The organism is Candidatus Aalborgicola defluviihabitans (assembly GCF_016705985.1).
In the GTDB taxonomy this organism is placed as follows: domain Bacteria; phylum Pseudomonadota; class Gammaproteobacteria; order Burkholderiales; family Burkholderiaceae_C; genus Allorhodoferax; species Allorhodoferax defluviihabitans.
Map to the genome: position 1 here is coordinate 101,639 of NZ_JADJKN010000011.1, position 18,926 is coordinate 120,564.

Annotated in this window: 21 protein-coding genes; 13 read left to right on the plus strand and 8 right to left on the minus strand. The window is 57.9% G+C overall.

Features of this window, described 5'->3' with window-relative positions:
• Nucleotide 1: 1 nt before the first annotated feature.
• The 6 genes from narJ to IPI80_RS12955 all read left to right on the plus strand — a co-directional run bounded on the left by narJ (nt 2) and on the right by IPI80_RS12955 (nt 4,877).
• A complete protein-coding gene (gene narJ / locus IPI80_RS12930; protein WP_413860698.1) occupies nt 2–679 on the plus strand; it encodes a nitrate reductase molybdenum cofactor assembly chaperone in 678 nt (225 codons plus the stop codon).
• The gene (narI, locus tag IPI80_RS12935; RefSeq protein WP_413860700.1) at nt 676–1,401 is read left to right on the plus strand and encodes a respiratory nitrate reductase subunit gamma; all 726 of its coding nucleotides are present in this window, start codon (nt 676–678) and stop codon (nt 1,399–1,401) included. The genes narJ and narI overlap by 4 nt, the downstream gene beginning before the upstream one ends.
• Before the next feature lie 12 nt (nt 1,402–1,413).
• Complete coding sequence (locus tag IPI80_RS12940; protein WP_413860702.1) at nt 1,414–2,259, plus strand: peptidylprolyl isomerase; 846 nt, start codon at nt 1,414–1,416, stop codon at nt 2,257–2,259.
• Between the two features lie 58 nt (nt 2,260–2,317).
• Nucleotides 2,318–2,722: a ribonucleotide reductase subunit alpha gene (locus tag IPI80_RS12945; protein ID WP_413860704.1), complete on the plus strand. Its 405-nt coding sequence runs from the start codon at nt 2,318–2,320 to the stop codon at nt 2,720–2,722.
• Between the two features lie 75 nt (nt 2,723–2,797).
• Nucleotides 2,798–3,838 carry a tellurite resistance/C4-dicarboxylate transporter family protein gene (locus IPI80_RS12950; protein ID WP_413860706.1) on the plus strand — a complete coding sequence of 347 codons (1,041 nt, stop codon included), beginning with the start codon at nt 2,798–2,800 and terminating at the stop codon, nt 3,836–3,838.
• Between the two features lie 88 nt (nt 3,839–3,926).
• Entirely contained in the window at nt 3,927–4,877 is a 951-nt protein-coding gene (locus tag IPI80_RS12955) for a tRNA dihydrouridine synthase (RefSeq protein ID WP_413860832.1), read from the plus strand.
• Nucleotides 4,878–5,147: 270 nt separating this feature from the next.
• Here IPI80_RS12955 and IPI80_RS12960 read toward each other — a convergent pair whose 3' ends face one another.
• On the minus strand, nt 5,148–5,339 hold the full coding sequence (locus tag IPI80_RS12960) for a molybdopterin-dependent oxidoreductase (RefSeq protein ID WP_413860708.1): 192 nt from the start codon (nt 5,337–5,339) through the stop codon (nt 5,148–5,150).
• Nucleotides 5,340–5,542: 203 nt separating this feature from the next.
• On the opposite strand from IPI80_RS12960, the gene IPI80_RS12965 reads away from it, so the two are divergent.
• A complete protein-coding gene (locus tag IPI80_RS12965) occupies nt 5,543–6,811 on the plus strand; it encodes an NADH:flavin oxidoreductase/NADH oxidase family protein (protein ID WP_413860710.1) in 1,269 nt (422 codons plus the stop codon).
• Between the two features lie 118 nt (nt 6,812–6,929).
• Here IPI80_RS12965 and IPI80_RS12970 read toward each other — a convergent pair whose 3' ends face one another.
• Nucleotides 6,930–7,313, minus strand: coding sequence for an RNA recognition motif domain-containing protein (locus IPI80_RS12970; RefSeq protein WP_413860712.1), 384 nt, complete (start codon nt 7,311–7,313; stop codon nt 6,930–6,932).
• A 399-nt stretch (nt 7,314–7,712) separates the two neighbouring features.
• On the opposite strand from IPI80_RS12970, the gene IPI80_RS12975 reads away from it, so the two are divergent.
• Together IPI80_RS12975 and IPI80_RS12980 are read left to right on the plus strand one after the other, a co-directional pair.
• The gene (locus IPI80_RS12975) at nt 7,713–8,282 is read left to right on the plus strand and encodes an SOUL family heme-binding protein (RefSeq protein ID WP_413860714.1); all 570 of its coding nucleotides are present in this window, start codon (nt 7,713–7,715) and stop codon (nt 8,280–8,282) included.
• A gap of 26 nt (nt 8,283–8,308) precedes the next feature.
• Complete coding sequence (locus IPI80_RS12980; RefSeq protein ID WP_413860716.1) at nt 8,309–9,352, plus strand: AI-2E family transporter; 1,044 nt, start codon at nt 8,309–8,311, stop codon at nt 9,350–9,352.
• Nucleotides 9,353–9,399: 47 nt separating this feature from the next.
• Here IPI80_RS12980 and IPI80_RS12985 read toward each other — a convergent pair whose 3' ends face one another.
• Entirely contained in the window at nt 9,400–10,278 is an 879-nt protein-coding gene (locus IPI80_RS12985) for an NUDIX hydrolase (protein WP_413860718.1), read from the minus strand.
• Between the two features lie 82 nt (nt 10,279–10,360).
• Here IPI80_RS12985 and IPI80_RS12990 point away from each other — a divergent pair, with 82 nt between their 5' ends.
• Together IPI80_RS12990 and gshA are read left to right on the plus strand one after the other, a co-directional pair.
• Nucleotides 10,361–11,269: an SDR family oxidoreductase gene (locus IPI80_RS12990; protein WP_413860720.1), complete on the plus strand. Its 909-nt coding sequence runs from the start codon at nt 10,361–10,363 to the stop codon at nt 11,267–11,269.
• 139 nt (nt 11,270–11,408) lie between these two features.
• Nucleotides 11,409–12,950 carry a glutamate--cysteine ligase gene (gene gshA, locus IPI80_RS12995; RefSeq protein ID WP_413860722.1) on the plus strand — a complete coding sequence of 514 codons (1,542 nt, stop codon included), beginning with the start codon at nt 11,409–11,411 and terminating at the stop codon, nt 12,948–12,950.
• Between the two features lie 109 nt (nt 12,951–13,059).
• Here the strand turns inward: gshA and IPI80_RS13000 are convergent, their stop codons facing one another.
• Nucleotides 13,060–13,593, minus strand: coding sequence for a hypothetical protein (locus IPI80_RS13000; RefSeq protein ID WP_413860724.1), 534 nt, complete (start codon nt 13,591–13,593; stop codon nt 13,060–13,062).
• A 221-nt stretch (nt 13,594–13,814) separates the two neighbouring features.
• Here IPI80_RS13000 and IPI80_RS13005 point away from each other — a divergent pair, with 221 nt between their 5' ends.
• Nucleotides 13,815–15,098: an O-acetylhomoserine aminocarboxypropyltransferase/cysteine synthase family protein gene (locus IPI80_RS13005; RefSeq protein ID WP_413860726.1), complete on the plus strand. Its 1,284-nt coding sequence runs from the start codon at nt 13,815–13,817 to the stop codon at nt 15,096–15,098.
• Nucleotides 15,099–15,125: 27 nt separating this feature from the next.
• Complete coding sequence (gene ylqF / locus IPI80_RS13010) at nt 15,126–16,100, plus strand: ribosome biogenesis GTPase YlqF (RefSeq protein ID WP_413860728.1); 975 nt, start codon at nt 15,126–15,128, stop codon at nt 16,098–16,100.
• 126 nt (nt 16,101–16,226) lie between these two features.
• Here ylqF and IPI80_RS13015 read toward each other — a convergent pair whose 3' ends face one another.
• The 4 genes from IPI80_RS13015 to IPI80_RS13030 are packed head-to-tail and all read right to left on the minus strand — an operon-like array spanning nt 16,227 to nt 18,910.
• Nucleotides 16,227–16,634, minus strand: a complete 408-nt coding sequence (locus IPI80_RS13015; protein ID WP_413860730.1) for a hypothetical protein — start codon at nt 16,632–16,634, stop codon at nt 16,227–16,229.
• A gap of 47 nt (nt 16,635–16,681) precedes the next feature.
• The gene (locus IPI80_RS13020; protein ID WP_413860732.1) at nt 16,682–17,497 is read right to left on the minus strand and encodes a TOBE domain-containing protein; all 816 of its coding nucleotides are present in this window, start codon (nt 17,495–17,497) and stop codon (nt 16,682–16,684) included.
• Nucleotides 17,494–18,054: a nitrogen fixation protein NifQ gene (locus IPI80_RS13025; protein ID WP_413860734.1), complete on the minus strand. Its 561-nt coding sequence runs from the start codon at nt 18,052–18,054 to the stop codon at nt 17,494–17,496. The genes IPI80_RS13020 and IPI80_RS13025 overlap by 4 nt, the downstream gene beginning before the upstream one ends.
• A 7-nt stretch (nt 18,055–18,061) precedes the next feature.
• Nucleotides 18,062–18,910: a molybdopterin-dependent oxidoreductase gene (locus tag IPI80_RS13030; protein ID WP_413860736.1), complete on the minus strand. Its 849-nt coding sequence runs from the start codon at nt 18,908–18,910 to the stop codon at nt 18,062–18,064.
• Nucleotides 18,911–18,926 lie beyond the last annotated feature (16 nt).

Genomic DNA, 18,926 nt, shown 5'->3' on the forward strand with positions numbered 1-18,926 from the left:
GATGAAAGACAACAAGTATTCCCTGCGGGCCTTGGCGCTGCTACTCGGCTACCCCGATGCCAATTTGCGGGCCAGTTTGCCGCAGTTGGTGGAAGCCATTGAATCCGAAGGTGCAGTGCCTGCGGGGCGTCGCCTGGAGATCAAGGCCTTGGCTGCGGAGCTGGCGCGCCTGGACCCCATGGAAGTTGAATCACGCTACGTGGAAACGTTTGACCGGGGCCGCGCCACATCACTGCATCTGTTTGAGCATGTACACGGCGACTCGCGCGACCGCGGCCCTGCCATGGTGGATTTGGCGCAGACGTATGAGAAGGCCGGACTGCTGATGGGACCGGAAGAACTGCCTGACCATTTGTGTGTGGTGCTGGAGTTTGCCTCTACGCAGCCGCCCAAACTGGCAGCCGATTTTCTCGGGGAGATGGAGCACATCCTGACCGCCATCTTCAGTGCGCTGCTCAAACGCGAAAGCCCCTATGCCACCTTGGTGGCAGCAGTGCTTGAGCTGGCTGGGCAAAAAGTACAGGCCGTGCCCGTGGTCGCTGACGAAGCCATGGACGAAGCCTGGGTTGAACCCATGGCCTTTGACGGCTGCAGCACCAAAGGCCAATCCAAACCGGGTGATGAACACCCCATTCACTTTGTCCGCAAAGTACCTGCTGAGCAAGGAGTAAGAACATGAATCCCCTCGATAATTTTCTCTTCGGTATCTACCCCTACATCTGCCTGAGTGTGTTTCTGCTGGGCAGCCTGGTGCGCTTTGATCGCGACCAGTACACCTGGAAGAGCGATTCATCCCAGTTGTTGCGCACGGGCCAGCTGCGTTGGGGCAGCAACTTGTTTCACGTAGGTGTTTTGTTCTTGTTTTTCGGTCACACCGTTGGCATGTTGACGCCACACTTTCTATACGAACCTTTCATTAGCGCGGGTAACAAGCAGCTGATGGCCATGGTGTCGGGCGGCTTGTTTGGCGTGTTTGGGTTTATTGGTGTCACGCTTTTGCTGCATCGTCGACTGTTCGATGAACGCATTCGCGCCAATTCCAAAACCAGTGACATCGTTTTGTTGGTGCTGCTGTGGCTGCAACTCGCGCTGGGTCTGGCCACCATTCCCTTGTCGGCACAGCACCTTGATGGCAGCATGATGGTGCGGTTGGCTGGTTGGGCCCAGAGCATCATGACCTTCCAGGCTGGAGCTCCCAATTTGTTGGTTGGTGCAAGTGTGGTTTTCAAAATGCACATGTTCCTGGGCATGTCAATTTTTCTTATCTTCCCGTTCACCCGCTTAGTCCATGTGTGGAGTGGTTTCGGGACTGCCGCCTACTTGGTTCGTCCTTACCAACTGGTGCTTAGTCGGCGCTTGGGAATGACCCCTACCACGCCGCTCAGTCAGCGCCGTAACTGAAAGGCCTATTTCATGGATACACACGCTACAAGTACGGAATGCGGGGGCAGCTCGTGTCAATGCGCTCCAGAAACCTCGGCGGTCGAAGCTTCGGTGCCCCGCATTAACGGAATTGCCTTGCATGAATTGGGTGAGGCGCACGATGCAAACACCCTTCGTGAGTTAGCCTACTCGGAAATTTTGCGCCAGCAAGCCATCACGTTAGGTTTGTTGCCGCCTCAGGTTGGCAATGTTGCTAACCCACTAACCGATGCAGAACGCGAAATTGTTGAGGCCATGGTGGATCAGTCCATCCATATTCCTGAGCCAACGGAAGAAGAATGTCAGCGCTACTTTGACGCGAATAAGGGCAAATTCGTAGTCGGCCAAGAACTGCATTTGCGACACATTTTGTTCGCGGTTACGCCTGGCGTAAACGTGCAAGCACTGTCAGGCTATGCTGAAAAAGTGTTGTTGGAGTTGTCAGGCAAGAATGTTCCCTCTGATCGCTTTACGCAACTAGCGGCTGAGTTATCCAATTGCCCCACAGGAAAAGAGGGTGGTGATTTGGGCTGGATTGGTCCACAGAGCTGCGTGTCTGAATTGAGTGCGGAGTTGTTTCACAAACAAAATGGTTTGTGGGGCATGGGATTGCATCCACGCCTGGTGCATACGCGGTTTGGTTTTCATATCATTGACGTCTTGGACCGTCGTGTTGGTGTGCAAAAGGAATACGCTGAAGTGCGCGAACGGATTGCAGCACAACTTTCACTGCAGTCACGTGCCAAGGCGCTGTACCAATATATGACCATCCTCGTTGGCGAGGCTACGGTGGAAGGTGTCAATCTGGATGCTGCCAATTCGCCGTTGGTTCAATAAGCAAGGATTTGCTGTGTTGGCGCCAACCGATAGCCGAGCAACTTAGACTGAATTCACCATGAATATTTCCAGTTTTGACGATCTGCTGACCATGGCACGTCAGCAGCAGTTGCCGCAACGTTTGCTTTTTGTTTTCGCAGGCATCGAATTACCTGCAGATAGCACGCCAGAGCAGCTTGCGCGCTTTGAAGCCGGCCAAGGTGGTGCGCTGGTTCCGCTTATGTGCGTCGACAAGAGCCCATCTGAACTGGATTCCTTTTCTGCTCTGGTCAGTGAAGCCAGCCAGTTTGATCAACAGTGGGGCATGGTATTTGCGGCAGCCATGTCGGGAACCTTGGCTAAGCCTCCTTCCAGTGCCGATGCTGAAGTTCCTCTACAGCGAATGGTTGAAGCGATCAAGCAGGGCGATATCGGTGCGTTTATTCCGTTTGACTTGCAAGGTTCTCCAGTCCATTTCGGCTAGAGCGTCGCGGTGAGGGCGCGCATTCGGCGTATGCCTGCTGTGACGCAAAGCCGGCGCAAAGAGAGGATCTAATTTGTGACAGATAGGTTCGACCAGCTGGCAGGGCTATCGCCCGCGTATTTCGGTATGGTCATGGCGACGGGCATTGTTTCGCTCGCTTCGCACCTGCTGGATATGCCGCTGTTGGCGAAGGCGTTGTTCCAACTCAATATCGTTTTCTACGCCGTGCTCTGGGTTTTGACTGTGCTGCGCATGGTTCGGTATCCACGCCGTTTCTTTGGCGACATGATCGATCATCTGCGTGGCCCCGGTTTTTTCACCGTTGTGGCGGGTACCTGCATCCTGGGCGGGCAATTCGTGCTGCTGACGGCAGACTATCGCACCGGCACGACGCTCTGGGTGGTTGGGCTTGTGCTGTGGATTGGGCTGACCTATACGATCTTTACCGGCTTCACGGTCAAGGAACACAAGCCCACCCTGGACAAGGGAATTAGTGGAGCCTGGCTGCTTGCCGTTGTGGCCACACAATCCATTGCGGTTCTCAGCGCGCTGCTTGCGGCCCACGTGACCCAACCTGGAAAGCTGGAGTTGAACTTTCTCGCGCTCTCCATGTGGCTGTGGGGTGGCATGCTGTACATCTGGATGATGTCGCTCATCTTCTACCGCTACACGTTCTTTCCACTGTCTCCGGGCGATCTGTCGCCACCGTACTGGATCAACATGGGCGCCATGGCAATTTCCACCCTGGCCGGTTCATTGCTCATCATCAACGTGCCCGATGCGCCTTTCTTGACTTCGCTGCTGCCATTTATCAAGGGGTTCACCATCTTTTATTGGGCCACCGGCACCTGGTGGATTCCCATGCTGGTCATACTGGCGCTTTGGCGCCATGTGTACAAGCGGTTCCCACTGAAATACGATCCGCTTTACTGGGGCGCGGTTTTCCCGCTCGGCATGTATGCGGTGAGTACGCACCGGATGAGCGAAGCGATGGGGTTTAATTTTCTCGGATTCTTGCCGCCCACCTTTTTGTATATCGCGCTGGTCGCATGGGCGGTCGTATTTTTTGGCCTTATCCTGGACTTGGTGCGTCGCGCTGGTGCCTTGCGTTTGTAGGCATCGGCGGGACTGCACCCGAGCCAGAGTAATTGCCTCTCCAATTGAAACGTGATTTTTCGTGCCACATCGCATCTACCTCGCGCCCATGGAAGGGTTGCTCGACTTTGTACTGCGTGACATTCTCACCCGTGCAGGTGGGGTGGACCGATGTGTCTCAGAATTCATCCGCGTTACCCACTCGCTGCTGAACGAGCGTACGTTTTTGCGCATCATGCCCGAGCTGGCTAACGGCGGATGCACGCTTTCGGGCGTGCCGGTGCGCGCGCAATTGTTGGGCTCTGACCCCGTGAGCATGGCCGAGAACGCCGCTTGCCTGGCCGCGTTGGGGCCACATGGCATTGACCTGAACTTTGGCTGCCCCGCCAAAGTGGTTAACCGCCACGGAGGCGGCGCCATGCTGCTGCAGCACCCAGAGCAATTGCACAGCATTGTCAGCGCCGTGCGCCGGGCTGTGCCCGCCCACATGCCGGTATCAGCCAAGATGCGCCTGGGCTTCAATGACGACTCGCGCGCAGTGGAATGCGCCCAAGCCCTGGCTGATGGCGGCGCCGAGGAACTGGTGGTGCATGCACGCACCAAGGCCGATGCCTACCGCCCGCCTGCGTATTGGGAACGCGTCAACGACATCCGGCTTGCGGTCAACATCCCGGTGGTTGCCAACGGTGAAATCTGGACCGTGGACGATGCGCGCCGCTGCCGGCAGGCTTCGGGCTGCGAGCACCTCATGCTTGGGCGCGGAATGGTGGCAGACCCTGGGTTAGCACGGGCCATTCGTCAGATGGACGCCGGTACGCACGAGCCGCTGCGCACCGAGCCTGTGGTGCCGTGGGAGGACGTGCTGCCTTTGATGGGCGCATTCTGGGAGTTGGTGGTGGCTAGGCTTGAGCGCCGCCAGCAGGCCGGGCGGCTAAAACAATGGCTCAACTTTATGCGCCAGCGCTACCCGCAGGCACAAGAGGCCTACGACGCCCTGCGCACTCTGCACGACCCTGTCTTGGTACGGCAGTGGTTGGTGATGCATGACGCTATTAAATAAATAGCGCATTACGTATATTCGACGAGGGCTATAGGCACTATTTCTAAAAAAAAGTGGAAAACAGAGATGCTGCGCTGCCGATGCTGGGGCGTGGATTACTTCTTTGCGTTCGTCATCGTTCAGGCCCACGCGCGGGAACATGCTATGGGTGACGCCTCTGCATTGCGTTTCATTGAACATTCCAGGGTCGCGTGGGCCCTGGCAACACCTCGGTGTTGTCGCGCACCTGCTCCCATGTGGTTTGAGCCGAATACACCTCCATGTCGCCAATCACATACGGCATGATGATTTGCGCCGCGCCGCCCCGCCCGAGTAGTCGCCTGTGGTCATCGAACAGCCGCCGTAGGAGCTGCTGAACACCGCTTCATTGCCGTGCTTTTCAATCGTGTGGAGGATCGCCTTGGCCGACAGGCCTAATGCCACCTCCCAGCTTACCTGCACAAACTCCTCCTTGCCGCGCAACGCGGGTTTGCGGTTGCCCTGCAGGCCCTCCGGTAGGATTTGCGCACCATGGGTGCCGCGATTCTGGTCTTGTCATAGGCTACCGGCAGGACGAGGGGAGGCAGTTTGAACCAAACCGGGTTGACATACTTCCAGCACATCCGTCGCCCAGACGTGCTATCGTTTTGGAAGCGACAAAACCATATTTCACGAGAACTCAGCTGATGATTGAACAATCTCTCATATTGCCCTGTGGCCACACCGTTGCCAACCGCCTGTGCAAGGCCGCCATGACCGAAGGCCTGGCCGACGTGCGCGATCAACCCACGCCCGCGCACCAGCGCCTGTACACCACCTGGGCCCGCGGCGGGGCGGCCATTTTGCTCACGGGCAATATCATGATTGACCGGCGGTATCTGGAGCGCTCTGGCAACGTCGTGGTGGAAGACGATTCCGGCCTGTCGCAACTGCGCGCCTGGGCGCAGACCGTTCACCAGGCGGGTAGCGAGTTGTGGGCGCAGATCAGCCACCCGGGCCGCCAGTGCCCGCGTCTGGTCAACCTGACACCGCTGGCGCCGTCCGAAGTGCAGTTGGACATGGTGGGCAACTTTGGTCGGCCACGCGTCGCTACAGAGGCCGACATCGTCGACATCGTCCAGCGCTTTGCGACCACCGCCGCATTGCTGCAACAGGCGGGATTTGACGGTGTACAGGTGCATGCCGCACACGGCTATTTGTTGTCGCAATTCTTGTCGGGCCGCACTAACCAGCGCCAGGACCAATGGGGTGGCTCATTGGCCAACCGGGCCAGGCTACTGCTGGATGTGGTGCGCGCGGTACGCGAGCGCGTCGGCCTGCATTACCCGATCTCGGTCAAGCTCAATTCATCCGATTTCGTAAAAGGGGGTTTCACGCTGGACGAGAGCGTGCAGGTGGTGCAGTGGCTCAACGACGCTGGCATTGACCTGCTGGAAGTGTCCGGAGGCACTTACGAACAGCTGGAGTTCTTCAGGCCGCAAAATGCCAGCGAAGTGCGCGACAGCACGCGCGAACGCGAGGCCATGTTTCTTGAATATGCCAAGTCCATCAAGGCCGTAGCGCGGATGCCCATCATGGTGACCGGGGGCTTTCGCACTCTGCCCGGTATGGAGGCTGCGCTGGCGGCCGGCCACACCGACATGATCGGCCTGGCTCGACCCTTCTGTCTGGAGCCTGATTTCCCGGCGCGTATGTTGGCCGATCAGATGGACCGCCTTCCGGTGTCGGAGGATCAGTTGGTGCTGGGCCGTGGCTACTGGGGCCCCAACAGCCCTTCCAACACCTGGCGCTCACTCAACAACCTATGCCAGGCCGGTTGGTACTACCGGCAAATCGAGTTGATGGCGGCAGGGGAGTCGCCACAAACAACCTTGAGCCCGTGGTGGGCGATGCTGGCGCATCTGGGGAAGGATATGGGCCGGGCGATTCTACGGAAGGTTGTGGCTGGGGCATGAGCCAATGGCATTGGGGCTGCGTCGCTCGGTCGATGAGTGTCAGCGGGGTCCAAGCGTGAGTAAAAACAAATAAAGGCACCGAAGTGCCTCTATTTTTGGGATAAACCCAGCGTGCTAATTAGTAGCTGCTACGTCCACCGCCGTAGCCACCACCACCACCGCCACCGCCGTAGCCACCGCCGTAGCCACCGCCACCTGAGCGGCCACCGCCACCGCCACCGTAGCCACCACCGCCTGAGCGGGGAGGACGTGCTTCCATCGGCTTGGCTTCGTTCACAGTGAGTGCACGGCCATCGAATTGTTGACCATTCATTGCATTAATGGCGGTTTGTGCTTGCGCATCATCGCCCATTTCAACAAAGCCAAAGCCCTTGGAGCGACCCGTGTCGCGGTCCATCATGACTTTTGCGCTGGTGACGGTGCCGTGAGCTCCGAAATGCTGTTGCAAATCTTCGTCACGAAAAGAATAGGGCAGGTTGCCCACGTAAAGTTTATTGCCCATGAAAGGACTCCTAAAAATAACCCAAAAAAACGATGGAGTCCATACCCGAAAACAGCAAACCAATAAAGACTTTGAGCAGACGCGAGACTGACATTCACCGTAGACCACATATTGCACATTGCTTGGCAATAAGGGGTGAATGGTACGCCAAGTTCATTTTCTTAAGGATTTATTTTCAATTCGCCCACAAATCGTTGGTGGCAGATGGGTGTTTGCATTGCTAAAACGCCACAATCCCTCACGTTGACGCCTCTACACTGGGTGCGCCATTGGACAGACACGGCAAGCGCGTTTCCTGCATGATGGCGGTTCCGCCTACAGGAATTTCATCCAATGAAAATCAAGCAGACTTTTTGTTTCAGCGCAATCTTACTATTCATGTTCTGGGGAGAACCCGCAATGGCAACTGAAGAACCAGTATTTACCGCCAGCCTGAAAGAGGGGGCATTTGAAGTCCGCAGCTACCCCGCGCTGGTGGCGGCCGAGGTCAGCGTGACCGGCACGCGCGATGAAGCTTCCAGTGCCGGATTCAAGCTGCTGGCGGGCTATATCTTTGGTGGCAACACACGTCGACAAAGCATTTCCATGACGGCGCCTGTAGTGCAGTCAAAGCCAGGCAGTGAGACCATTGCCATGACCGCACCGGTGATTCAGTCGGCTCTGCCCGGAAGTACCGGGGCCTGGACGGTTCGATTCATCATGCCGGCTGCCTTCACCTTGAACACTTTGCCAACGCCGAACGACCCCAGAGTGAAACTGTTGGAGCTGCCATCGGCGCGCTACGCCGTGGTCATGTTCTCTGGAATGGCGCATGAAGATGATGTGATCCTCAGAACCGCAGAGCTCAACGGCTTCATGGCTGAACACGCATTGCGCGCAGTGGGCCCTTCCGCTCTGGCGCGCTACAACCCTCCATGGACGCTGTGGTTCCTGCGACGCAATGAAGTTCACATTCCAATTGCGCCATGACATGACAGGGCGACAATAGTTTGCATATGAACAACCGCTATTTGGCATTCGCCGTTGCCTTTCTTCTCCTGACTGCCTGGATGCTCAGGGCGTTTGTTCCAGGTATCGTTTGGGGCGCTGTGTTTGCGATTTCGTTGTGGCCCTTGTTTGACCAGTTGAACCGTCGCTTTGCACGTCGCCTGCGAAACCCGGCGCTTTTGTTCTCTGCGATGTTCCTGATTGTGTTTTTGTTGCCACTGGCCTATGTGGTTTATGACCTGGTCGACCTTTACCGTGCTGGCACATTGTTCATGACCAAAAATCAGGAAGGCATCATTCCCGTTCCTGCGTTCGTGGAGCATCTTCCCTTTGCAACCAAAGTAGATGCACTATGGGAGGAGTATGTTGCTCACAGTTCAGGACCATTGGAAACACTCAATCTACTTAGCAATAAGCAATTGGGTACATGGCTTTCGTCTGCGGCACTGCAGGTGTCTTCAGCACTGGTGTCTGCGTTGTGCATGCTCGTGTCACTGTATTTCATGCTCAAAAATGGTGCCTACGTCAGAGACCACTACGCAGCAACCCTGACGCATTGGTTTAGCGAGAAAAGCGTGGGAATCGTGAACCGTGGAGTGGCAGCACTGCGTGGCACCATCAACGGTGTCATTCTTATCGGACTGGTTGAGGGCGCATTGCTGGCCATTCCACTGGTCCTTGCCGGTGTCAAGTCGGGGCTTTTGCTTGGGCTGGCCGCCGGCTTGCTGGGTGTCATTCCGCTGGTGATGCCGGCACTCATCATTCCCGGCATCCTCTATCTTTACCTTGAAGGGCAGGTGGGGTATGCCGCAACCATGTCTTTGGACCTGCTTTTGGTCTGGGTTGTTTTTGAAAACATCATCAAACCCAGTCTGATCAGCAATTCCGTCAAGGTGAATCCCTTTCTTATTCTGCTGGGTCTCATTGGCGGACTTCAGGTGCTCGGGCCCGTAGGCCTGTTTATTGGGCCCGCCATCGTGTCCATGTCGGCGGGAATGGCCCAGGATTTGCTGATCCGCGCAGATACAACGCAAGCGTCCGATACGTCCTAGCATGACAGCGCTGGGCAGAGGCTGACCGTAACGTCTCTTAAGCAGAATCAGTCGAACAAGGTTTCAAACCCGCCGGCCGGTTCAAAGTGATTGTTTCGGTAAAGCAGTCGGGTCTGCCCCGGCATTGCCCGTTGTGCCACTGAGTGCGCTGGGTCGCCGGGGTAGCACAGCCCAGGGGTGCCGTCCTCGTCAAAGGCTTCCGGCAAGATGAGTGGCGGGGGCGTGATTCGCGCTGCCTCCATGACGCTGTCCACACTGGTGTGGCGCGCCAGGTGCGCCAGGCTCATGATTTGCGGGGGTGCCAGTTCAATCTGGCGGTTCCAGTACTGTTCCAGCGCGACGCGGGGTGGTAACCAGACGCTTTCAGTGGCTTCGTGGTTGTCGTGGGTGGCTTCTTGAGCATGCGGCACGGCGGCCACAAAGAAGCGGGTGTCAAACCGCTTGCTGCTGACCAATGACTTGCGCGGCGTGATCCAGCGGCTCCAGGGCAGTACGTGGCGCGTTTGCAGGCGCACGTGCAGGTCGACAAGCATCTGGTTGAATGGTTTTTCCGCACTTTGCTGCAGGGCGGCACGGGCGGTGTCCACGTCTTGCGAGAACAGCACACGTGACTCTTCAAACGCTTCGCGCAGCGCCGCCACATACAGACCGGCAGCGGTACGTACATCCAACTGTGCCTCACCCAAGGCGGCATGCAACCGATTTGGATCTTGATCCAAGTGGGTCTGTGGGTCCAGTAAGGAGTCACTGGGGTCCAGCTTGCCACCCGGAAACACATAAGCACCTCCCAGTACATCGGACAGCCCGTGGCGTTTGACCAAGAAGACCTCCAGCCCGCGGGGTGTGTCGCGCAGCATTACGATAGTGGCTGCATCGCGGGGCGGGGTGTCTCCGTCTTGACGTTTGTCAGGGAAATGGCTTGTCATGTGAATTACAGTAGCTGTTGAAGGGCAGTGCGGATTCACCGCAGCTGTGGTGTGTCAGTCTTATTTTGCAGGAATGATGTGTATGAGCTTGGATTTCAAGGGCCGGGTTGCCATTGTGACGGGTGCTGGCGGTGGTTTGGGTCGCGAACATGCCTTGTTGCTGGCAGCACGTGGCGCCAAAGTGGTAGTCAATGATCTGGGTGGTGCCCGCGACGGCTCGGGTCATTCCTTGTCGGCAGCCGAGTCGGTGGTGGCAGAAATCCGCGCGGCCGGTGGCGAGGCCATTGCGAATGGGGCTTCGGTGACCGACTGGGAGGCCGTGCAAGCCATGGTGCAACAGGCCATGGACACCTGGGGTCGGGTCGACATTTTGGTCAATAACGCAGGCATTCTGCGCGACAAGACCTTTGCCAAGATGGACTTGACCGACTTCCGCCTGGTGCTGGATGTGCATTTGATGGGCGCTGTGCATTGCTCCAAGGCTGTGTGGCCGCACATGATGGAACAGAAATACGGCCGCATCTTGATGACAACCTCCAGCACCGGGCTGTATGGCAATTTTGGCCAGACCAACTATGGTGCAGCCAAGCTGGCCTTGGTGGGCTTCATGCAATCGCTGGCGCTGGAAGGCGCCAAATACGACATTCGCGTCAACTCCCTGGCGCCAACGGCTGCCACCCGCATGACCGAGGGCCTGATGCCCCAGGCCGTGCTGGACGCACTGAGTCCCAAGGCGGTAGCACCGGCCATGTTGTTGCTGGTGTCGCAAGACGCGCCCACACGCACCATTTTGTGTGCCGGTGCCGGCCACGTGGAGAGTGCCAACATCACACTGACACAGGGCGACTGGATTGGGCTGGACAGTGACGCACCCGAACGACTGGCCGCCCAACTGGACAAGGTGCGTGACCGCGCCGGTGAAATGGTGCCACCCAATGGCTCGGCACAGGGCACGCACGAGGTGACGCATGTCACCGCCAAACTGGCCTGAGTATGGGCTGACCCTGCAGTAGTACAACGGCTGCAAGGGCATTTCACCAGACGGGATTGCGGGAGAACTTAACCCTGACCAAGTCCGTTTCTTATGCGGTGTGGTACTGTGCGCCCCACTGAAATTGAATCGCATACAAATGTATTCTGGACCCTCTGCACATCCCCTGACGCCTGAAGCGTTGACGCCTTCGCGTCTGCGCGGTATTCGCCGTGGTGTGGAAAAAGAAAGCTTGCGCACCCTTTCCACGGGCATGCTGGCGACCACTCCTCATCCGCACGGTTTGGGTTCGGCCCTGACGCACCCCTACATCACCACCGACTTCAGTGAGTCGCAGTTGGAACTCATCACCGGCGTGCACCCTGATGCACAAGCCTGTGTGGATGAATTGACGCGCATCCAGCAGTTCACCATGCGCGAGTTGGGGGACGAAATGATGTGGGTCTCCAGCATGCCCTGCGGGCTGCCGCAGGACGATGCCATTCCGTTGGGGCAATACGGCAGTTCCAATGTGGGCCAATCCAAGACGGTTTACCGCCGGGGTCTGGGTTACCGCTACGGACGGCGCATGCAGACCATTTCGGGCATTCACTACAACTGGTCGTTGCCGGATGTGAGTAGCGAAGCGTACTTTGGCCTGATCCGCAATTTTCGCCGCCATGCTTTTTTGCTCTTGTACCTGTTTGGTGCATCGCCCGCTGTGTGCTCCACGTTTGTCGCCGGGCGCCAGCATCAGTTGCAGTCGCTCAACGCCCACACCATGTACCTGCCCCATGCCACGTCCTTGCGTATGGGGCGCCTGGGTTACCAAAGTGATGCACAAGCGTCCCTGGCGGTCAGTTACAACAGCCTGCAAGGTTACGGTGCTTCGTTGGAGGAAGCACTGACCCGGCCCTATCCCGCGTACGAGGCCATTGGCGTGCGCGGACCGGACGGTACCTACCGCCAACTGGGCACCAGCCTGTTGCAGATTGAGAACGAGTTTTACGGCACTATCCGTCCCAAACGCGTCATTCAACCGGGTGAGCGGCCACTGCATGCTTTGCGCGAGCGGGGCGTTGAATATGTTGAAGTCCGCTTGATGGATCTGGATCCGTTCGAGCCGGTAGGCATCAACGCCCAGACCATGCGTTTTCTGGATGTGTTCCTGTTGCACTGCTTGCTGTCTGATAGCCCGCCCGACACACCGGCTGAAATTGCGGCGCTGGCGCAAAACCAGCACCGCACAGCCGAGCGGGGGCGTGAACCCGGCCTGCTGCTCGAACGCGGTGACAAGCAAGTCACACTCACCCAATGGGGCCAGGAATTGGTGCAGCAGCTGGGCCCCATTGCCCGCCAATTGGATGCAGCGCATGGTTGCAGTGACTACGCTGCAGCGGTAGCGCTTGCAGAGCAGGGCCTGCAGCACCCCGACACCCTGCCGTCGGCACGGGTTCTGCGATCAGTCACCGAGGAGTTCAATGGCTCGTTTGTGGCTTTTGCGCGTGCCCAGTCGGTTGCCATTCGCCAGGCCATGCTGGATGCACCCGTTCCCGTTGAAGTGCAGGATCACTTTGAAGCGCTGGCGAAAGAGTCCTGGGATGCGCAACGCCGTCTCGAGGCCGCTGATACCCTGCCGTTTGACATGTACCTGGAAGAATACCTTTCGCCCAAGCATCTGACGCCGACGCGGGTTTTGTGATCTTTCAAACAGATAGCGCAGATCTCAGTTGCGCATGACAAAGGGGCTGATCGCATGGCGGTCAGCCCCTTGTTTTTGGATGCCACCCGGAGGTGGCAGCTTGTTTGGCTTACGCAGCCTTGCGTGCGCGAACAACCTTCTTGGCGACGGCGCGCTTGGCGGTAGCTACCTTGGCCTTGACGGTCTTGCCTGCAATCTTGCTGGCCAGCACGCCGGACTTGGCTTCGATCTGGGCGGCAACCTTGGTTACGGCTTTAGCAGCGGGCACAGCGGCGGTGGCCAGTGTGCTCAGGGTGGTCACGCCGATGGACTTTTCAAAGCGGCCTGCATTGGCGGCAACTTGCACCAAGCCCTTGCCAGCCAGTTCGACGGCCTTGTTGACCATCAGGTCGGCATTGTCGGATGTCAACTCAACGCCCTTGGCGTAGTAGCCAGTGAGCTTCTTCTCAGCAGCAACGGCGTTGTGGCGGGTCTTGGCGCTCAACCGGGTACCTGTCTTGCCGATGGCGCTGACAAATGCCTGGTCCATGAACACCACAGCGCGCTCGTTGCCGACGCGGTAGGCGTTGATCACGTTCTTGGCGGTGTTGCCGTAGGATTCGATCAGTTCGTTGGTGACGGTTGCGAGTTTTTGGTTAGCCATGTAAATGCTCCTGATAAAAAATATTGAAAAACGCTTTGCTGGGCTGAATTCTGCGGGTAAGTCCTAGTGCGCACACCTTAATTCCGGGTGTTTTCCTAGGGAAGCCTGTCTAGGCGTGGGGATGCTTGCAAACTGGTCGACAATCACCCAGTCCCGTTGCGACTGCGTCAAATAGCCGTTATGGGGCCATTCTTTTCACCGCATCCAAGGATTTTTTGCTCATGAAATTGGAAACACTCGCCGTTCACGCCGGTTACACGCCCGATCCCACCACCAAGTCTGCCGCCGTACCGCTGTACCAGACCACGGCCTACGCCTTTGACAGCGCACAGCATGGTGCGGACCTGTTCGATTTGAAGGTCGCCGGCAATATCTACACCCGCATCATGAATCCGACCACCGACGTGCTGGAAAAGCGTGTTGCGGCGCTTGAAGGCGGCGTAGCGGCGTTGGCCATGGCATCTGGCATGGCGGCCATTACGGCAGCCATCCAGACCATTGCCGAAGCGGGCGACAACATCATCTCGGCCAGCACACTGTACGGTGGCACCTACAACCTGTTTGCCCACACCTTCCCGCAGCAAGGCATTGAAGTGCGCTTTGCCGACCCGCGCGATCCAGCCAGCTTCGCCAAGCTGATGGATGCACGCACCAAAGCCGTGTTCTGCGAATCCATCGGCAACCCATTGGGCAACGTGACCGACATCGCGGCGCTGGCCAAAGTGGCGCACGACCATGGCGTTCCGCTCATCGTGGACAACACCGTGCCCAGCCCCTACCTGTGCCGCCCCATCGAGCACGGTGCTGACATCGTGGTGCACGCACTCACCAAGTACATGAACGGCCACGGCAACAGCATTGGCGGCATCATTGTCGACAGCGGCAAGTTCCCCTGGGCCGAGCACAAGGCGCGCTTTAAGCGCCTGAACGAGCCCGACGTGAGCTACCACGGCGTGGTTTACACCGAGGCGCTGGGTGCCGCCGCCTACATTGGACGTGCCCGCGTGGTGCCGCTGCGTAATATGGGCGCTGCCATTTCGCCGTTCAACTCGTGGCTGACCCTCCAGGGCATTGAAACCCTGCCACTGCGCATGGACCGCACTTGCGACAACACGCTGGCGCTGGCCAAGTTCCTGCAAAGCCACCCCAAGGTGGAGTGGGTCCGCTATGCCGGTTTGCCAGACCACCCAGACCACGCACTGGCGCAGCGCCAGATGGGTGGCCGGGCCTCGGGCATTCTCTCGTTTGGCCTCAAGAGCAGCGATGCCGACCCACGGGCCGCTGGCGCGCGCTTCCTCGATGCGCTGGGCTTGTTCACGCGCTTGGTGAACATCGGCGACGCTAAGTCGCTCGCCACTCACCCAGCCTCCACCACGCACCGCCAGCTCGATGCCGCAGAAATGGCCAAGGCCGGCGTGAGCGAAAACATGGTGCGTTTGTCGGTTGGCATCGAGCACATTGATGACCTGCAAGCGGACTTGGCGCAGGCGCTGGCGGCCGTCTAAAAATTGTTCAGAAGAAGGTAAAACGGCATGGCAATTCAGTGGTTCCCCGGTCACATGCACCTGACGCGCAAGGCAATTGAAGAGCGCGTCAAGGAGATTGATGTGGTGATCGAACTGCTGGATGCCCGCTTGCCTGGCTCCAGCGCCAACCCCATGCTGGCCCAACTCACGGCGGGCAAGCCAGCGCTCAAGGTGCTCAACAAGCAGGACCTGGCCGACCCCGTACGCACGCAAGAATGGCTGGCTCATTTCAATGCCTTGCCCGGCACCCGCGCCCTGGGGCTGGACGCCAGCATGACGGCACCGGCCAAGGCGCTCATTGATGCCTGCTTTGCCTTGGCACCCAAGCGGGGTGCCAGTATGGCCAAACCCATGCGGGTGCTGATTTGTGGCATCCCCAACGTGGGCAAGTCCACACTCATCAACACCCTCAAGGGCAAGCGCTCTGCCAAGACCGGTGACGAGGCGGGCGTAACCAAGATCGAGCAGCGCATCGTGCTGCAAGACGCGTTTTACCTGTTTGATACGCCCGGCGTGCTATGGCCACGCATCATCGTGGCCAAAAGCGGCTACAACCTGGCCGCCAGCGGCGCCATTGGCAAGAACGCTTTTGACGAAGAAGAAGTGGCGCTGGAGTTATTGGACACCTTGCGCCAGCACTACCCGGCCCAGGTGGAGACGCGCTACAAGCTCACCGGCGTTGCTGAGCAGACAGATGAGCAGCTACTGGAAGCCATTGGCCGCAAACGCGGTGCGCTGCAAAGTGGTGGCCGGATCAATCTGCAAAAGTCGGCCGAGGTGGTGATCCATGACTTTCGCCAGTCCAGTCTGGGGCGCATCACGCTGGAAACCCCCGAAGAATTTGCGCAGTGGCTGGCCCATGGCCAGAAGATGGATGCAGAACGTCAGGTCAAGAAAGACGCCATCGAACTGGACCGGGCCATTCGTTTCAAAAAGGTGCCACAGCCTGCGCGTGGTGAGCCGTCTGGCGATAAAGCTTAAGTAAAAACAGCCTCTAGCCCTCGTTAAATATGCATTGTGCGCTATTTAAATAATAGCGTAACGTATCGTCGAAAAAAAAGAAACGTGCGTGTGCGTGTGTACCGGCAGGGTTGTATGACCACCACTTCATTTGCGACAAAGTGGCCCCTCAACCGGGTTGTTTGCATTGTGGGCAATGAGGGTCACCAACGCGTGAATTTCTTCAAAGGTAAATAACTCGACGAGACGGCGGCCATACACAGCGGGCAAACGAACCAGGCAGGGTTGGCCATCGGGTAGCGTGACGGTAACGCCCATAACGTCCGCAACATCCTCCTCTTCTGCGGCGTTGACGAGATCCCGTTGCGCATCCAGCAACGCTTCGTACTTGTCTTCAATAACCGCTTCCATGTCGTCTGCCAAATCCTCAGGCAGTTCCACGATAAATCCCTCCATCGGGTCGGGCCGCACGGTGCAAGCGATGTTGTGACTGGCAATGAAGTGAACAAACTGTTCGCGGATGGCTTCATCGAAAAATATGTATTCGTTGCCCATGTTCCCTCCAGGTTAGTGGCGTGGCCCACTACTTTGCCGCAGTGCGCTCAGGCCGGTGTTCCCACAATAACACTGGATGCCTTGAAAATGGCCGTGGCAGCCGTACCGACAGCCAGGCCCAGCGTGGTTGCACTTTCGTTGGTGATGATTGCCGCTATGGCGCCACCGCCGGGCAAGTCGATCACCACCTCGGTGTTCACCGCACCCGTTTGCAAACGGCTCACCGTGCCTGCCAGTTGGTTGCGGGCCGAGAACCGGGCGCCTTGCATTTCGGTCACGATGATGACGGACGATGCCTTGATGAGTGCAAATGCTTCTGCGCCAACCCGCAGCCCCAGGCCCTCGGCGCTTTCATGTGTGACGGTGGCCACCAGCTTTTGTCCACCCACGATGTTCAGATCGATCTCGTCATTGACAGCACCGCGCTGCACGGCTGCAACGGTGCCCAAAAATTGATTGCGTGCACTGGTTTTCATGGTCATTCTCCGGATTAAAAAATAGTCGTTGGTGACCCCATCGGCCTGCTGGCTGAGTTGGTCGATGAAGCGTCGGTGTTCCGACTCAATTAGCCGGAAGTTGTAGACCAGTTGTTGGCCGCGTGGTGTCAGGCGGGTGCCACCACCGCCTTTGCCACCGGTGAGCCGCTCCACCAGCGGTTCGCCGGCCAGGTTGTTCATGCCGTCAATCGCGTCCCACGCAGCCTTGTAGCTCATCTTCATGGCTTTGGCCGCCTGCGTGATAGAGCCGGTCGCGTGAATGCCGGCCAGCAAATCAATTCGGCCGTGACCGCCCAGGTTTTCGCCGCCGACCGTCATCCACACCGCACCCCTGAGCGCAATGGCTTTGTCGTCTACGGAATTCATTTCATGCACCTTTCCACACGTCGGGGTGGAAAGCATAGCGAATAATTGTCACAGCGCTCGCAGTTAGGCGGACGCAGGCCGGGTTGCCCGCGCTGCAAGCCCAGTTCCATGAACAAAAAATGCTTCCATTTGAGGGACTGCCCATTGAGTTCGTGCAAGCTTGCAAAGTAGCCACGCATCAAAAAGGACACATCGTCACGACCACTTAGCTCCAGGTCCTGCCAGAGATGGCGGTTGCCGAAACAGGCGGCTGCAATCGCCCGCGCCAGCCAGTCGGCGTGTAACGGATCGGCGTCGGGGCTGCGGTGGGAATAGAGCAGTTGGGCAAGCTGGGCAAAGTCGGGTGGCGTGTTGTGGCCGAGCTCCGCGTGCTGTTGCGCAGAGAGAGGCACTTCGGTGAGATCGGGCAAACACTGCGCCAACATGGCTTGGTAGGCAGGTTGTGTCAGGCCCAGTGTCCAGGCAAACAGCGGTATCTCACCTTCTTGCGCGTTGCGCAGGGTGCCGTGGATGGCGCGAACCATCAGCCGGTAGGCTTGTGACTCTGCTGCTTCCATGAACAACTTAATCCACGATTTTGCGCACTTCGATGCCTTGCAGCCACTTCACGTGGCGGGGTCCAGTGCGGGTATCTTTGGTTGAAACCATGGCGATGCGGCCCTCGTCGTCGCCCAGCGCCTTACCGTCTTTCTCGAAAAATACGATAACGCCGTCACCCATGGGCGAATTGAATACCTCGGTCCACGAGAACACGACTTTGTAGCCATCGCTGGCAGTGGCAATGATGGCCATTTTCTTGACATCGTTGTGGTTGTGTGACACGACGACAGCCTTCTCCAGAATGTCCCGCAGCAGCACGCCTTTGAGGTGTTCGAGTTGACCGAGGTTGGCGCCCGATTGGCACACCATCGGAACTTCACCGACCTTTTTGGGCGGGAATTTCCGCAGGTCATCCACACTCAATTTCAGTGGATGTTCCACGGCGCCCGAAATGGCAACGCTCTCGGTCACAAATTCGGTCGGGTTGGCAATCTCGCCGGTGGTGGCCAGGACCCATCGGAGCAGCTTGTTCGCATCTTTGGGCGTTACGTTGCTGTTGGGCGGCATGAACGGCAGGGTGGCCAAGCCGTCCTTCATCCAGCCCACGCCATCCGGGCCCGTTCCATTGATGACGTGATCGACCAGCAGCGACATGGTCTGGGCATCTTTTTGCCCAGCGTATTTCTCAGCCACCTTTTTGAACGGTGGACCAATCCGTTGTTCCAGCCCACGATGGCAGGCAAGGCAGCCGCTGGTCTGCGCCAGCACAATCTCGTCGGCCGCTATGGCCGATTGCGCGGACAGCAAAAGCGTGACCGTTGTGATGAACGACAAAGCCGCTCGTACGGCAATATTCTTTGAAAACATAGTCATGTTGATTCCTTGTTGG

Coding starts and splice junctions, on each gene's coding strand:
- narJ (WP_413860698.1), top strand. CDS start 2: ATGAAAGACAACAAGTATTCCCTGCGGGCCTTGGCGCTGCTACTCGGC.
- narI (WP_413860700.1), top strand. CDS start 676: ATGAATCCCCTCGATAATTTTCTCTTCGGTATCTACCCCTACATCTGC.
- IPI80_RS12940 (WP_413860702.1), top strand. CDS start 1,414: ATGGATACACACGCTACAAGTACGGAATGCGGGGGCAGCTCGTGTCAA.
- IPI80_RS12945 (WP_413860704.1), top strand. CDS start 2,318: ATGAATATTTCCAGTTTTGACGATCTGCTGACCATGGCACGTCAGCAG.
- IPI80_RS12955 (WP_413860832.1), top strand. CDS start 3,927: ATGGAAGGGTTGCTCGACTTTGTACTGCGTGACATTCTCACCCGTGCA.
- IPI80_RS12965 (WP_413860710.1), top strand. CDS start 5,543: ATGATTGAACAATCTCTCATATTGCCCTGTGGCCACACCGTTGCCAAC.
- IPI80_RS12970 (WP_413860712.1), bottom strand. CDS start 7,313: ATGGGCAATAAACTTTACGTGGGCAACCTGCCCTATTCTTTTCGTGAC.
- IPI80_RS12975 (WP_413860714.1), top strand. CDS start 7,713: ATGGCAACTGAAGAACCAGTATTTACCGCCAGCCTGAAAGAGGGGGCA.
- IPI80_RS12980 (WP_413860716.1), top strand. CDS start 8,309: ATGAACAACCGCTATTTGGCATTCGCCGTTGCCTTTCTTCTCCTGACT.
- IPI80_RS12985 (WP_413860718.1), bottom strand. CDS start 10,278: ATGACAAGCCATTTCCCTGACAAACGTCAAGACGGAGACACCCCGCCC.
- IPI80_RS12990 (WP_413860720.1), top strand. CDS start 10,361: ATGAGCTTGGATTTCAAGGGCCGGGTTGCCATTGTGACGGGTGCTGGC.
- gshA (WP_413860722.1), top strand. CDS start 11,409: ATGTATTCTGGACCCTCTGCACATCCCCTGACGCCTGAAGCGTTGACG.
- IPI80_RS13000 (WP_413860724.1), bottom strand. CDS start 13,593: ATGGCTAACCAAAAACTCGCAACCGTCACCAACGAACTGATCGAATCC.
- IPI80_RS13005 (WP_413860726.1), top strand. CDS start 13,815: ATGAAATTGGAAACACTCGCCGTTCACGCCGGTTACACGCCCGATCCC.
- ylqF (WP_413860728.1), top strand. CDS start 15,126: ATGGCAATTCAGTGGTTCCCCGGTCACATGCACCTGACGCGCAAGGCA.
- IPI80_RS13015 (WP_413860730.1), bottom strand. CDS start 16,634: ATGGGCAACGAATACATATTTTTCGATGAAGCCATCCGCGAACAGTTT.
- IPI80_RS13020 (WP_413860732.1), bottom strand. CDS start 17,497: ATGAATTCCGTAGACGACAAAGCCATTGCGCTCAGGGGTGCGGTGTGG.
- IPI80_RS13025 (WP_413860734.1), bottom strand. CDS start 18,054: ATGGAAGCAGCAGAGTCACAAGCCTACCGGCTGATGGTTCGCGCCATC.
- IPI80_RS13030 (WP_413860736.1), bottom strand. CDS start 18,910: ATGACTATGTTTTCAAAGAATATTGCCGTACGAGCGGCTTTGTCGTTC.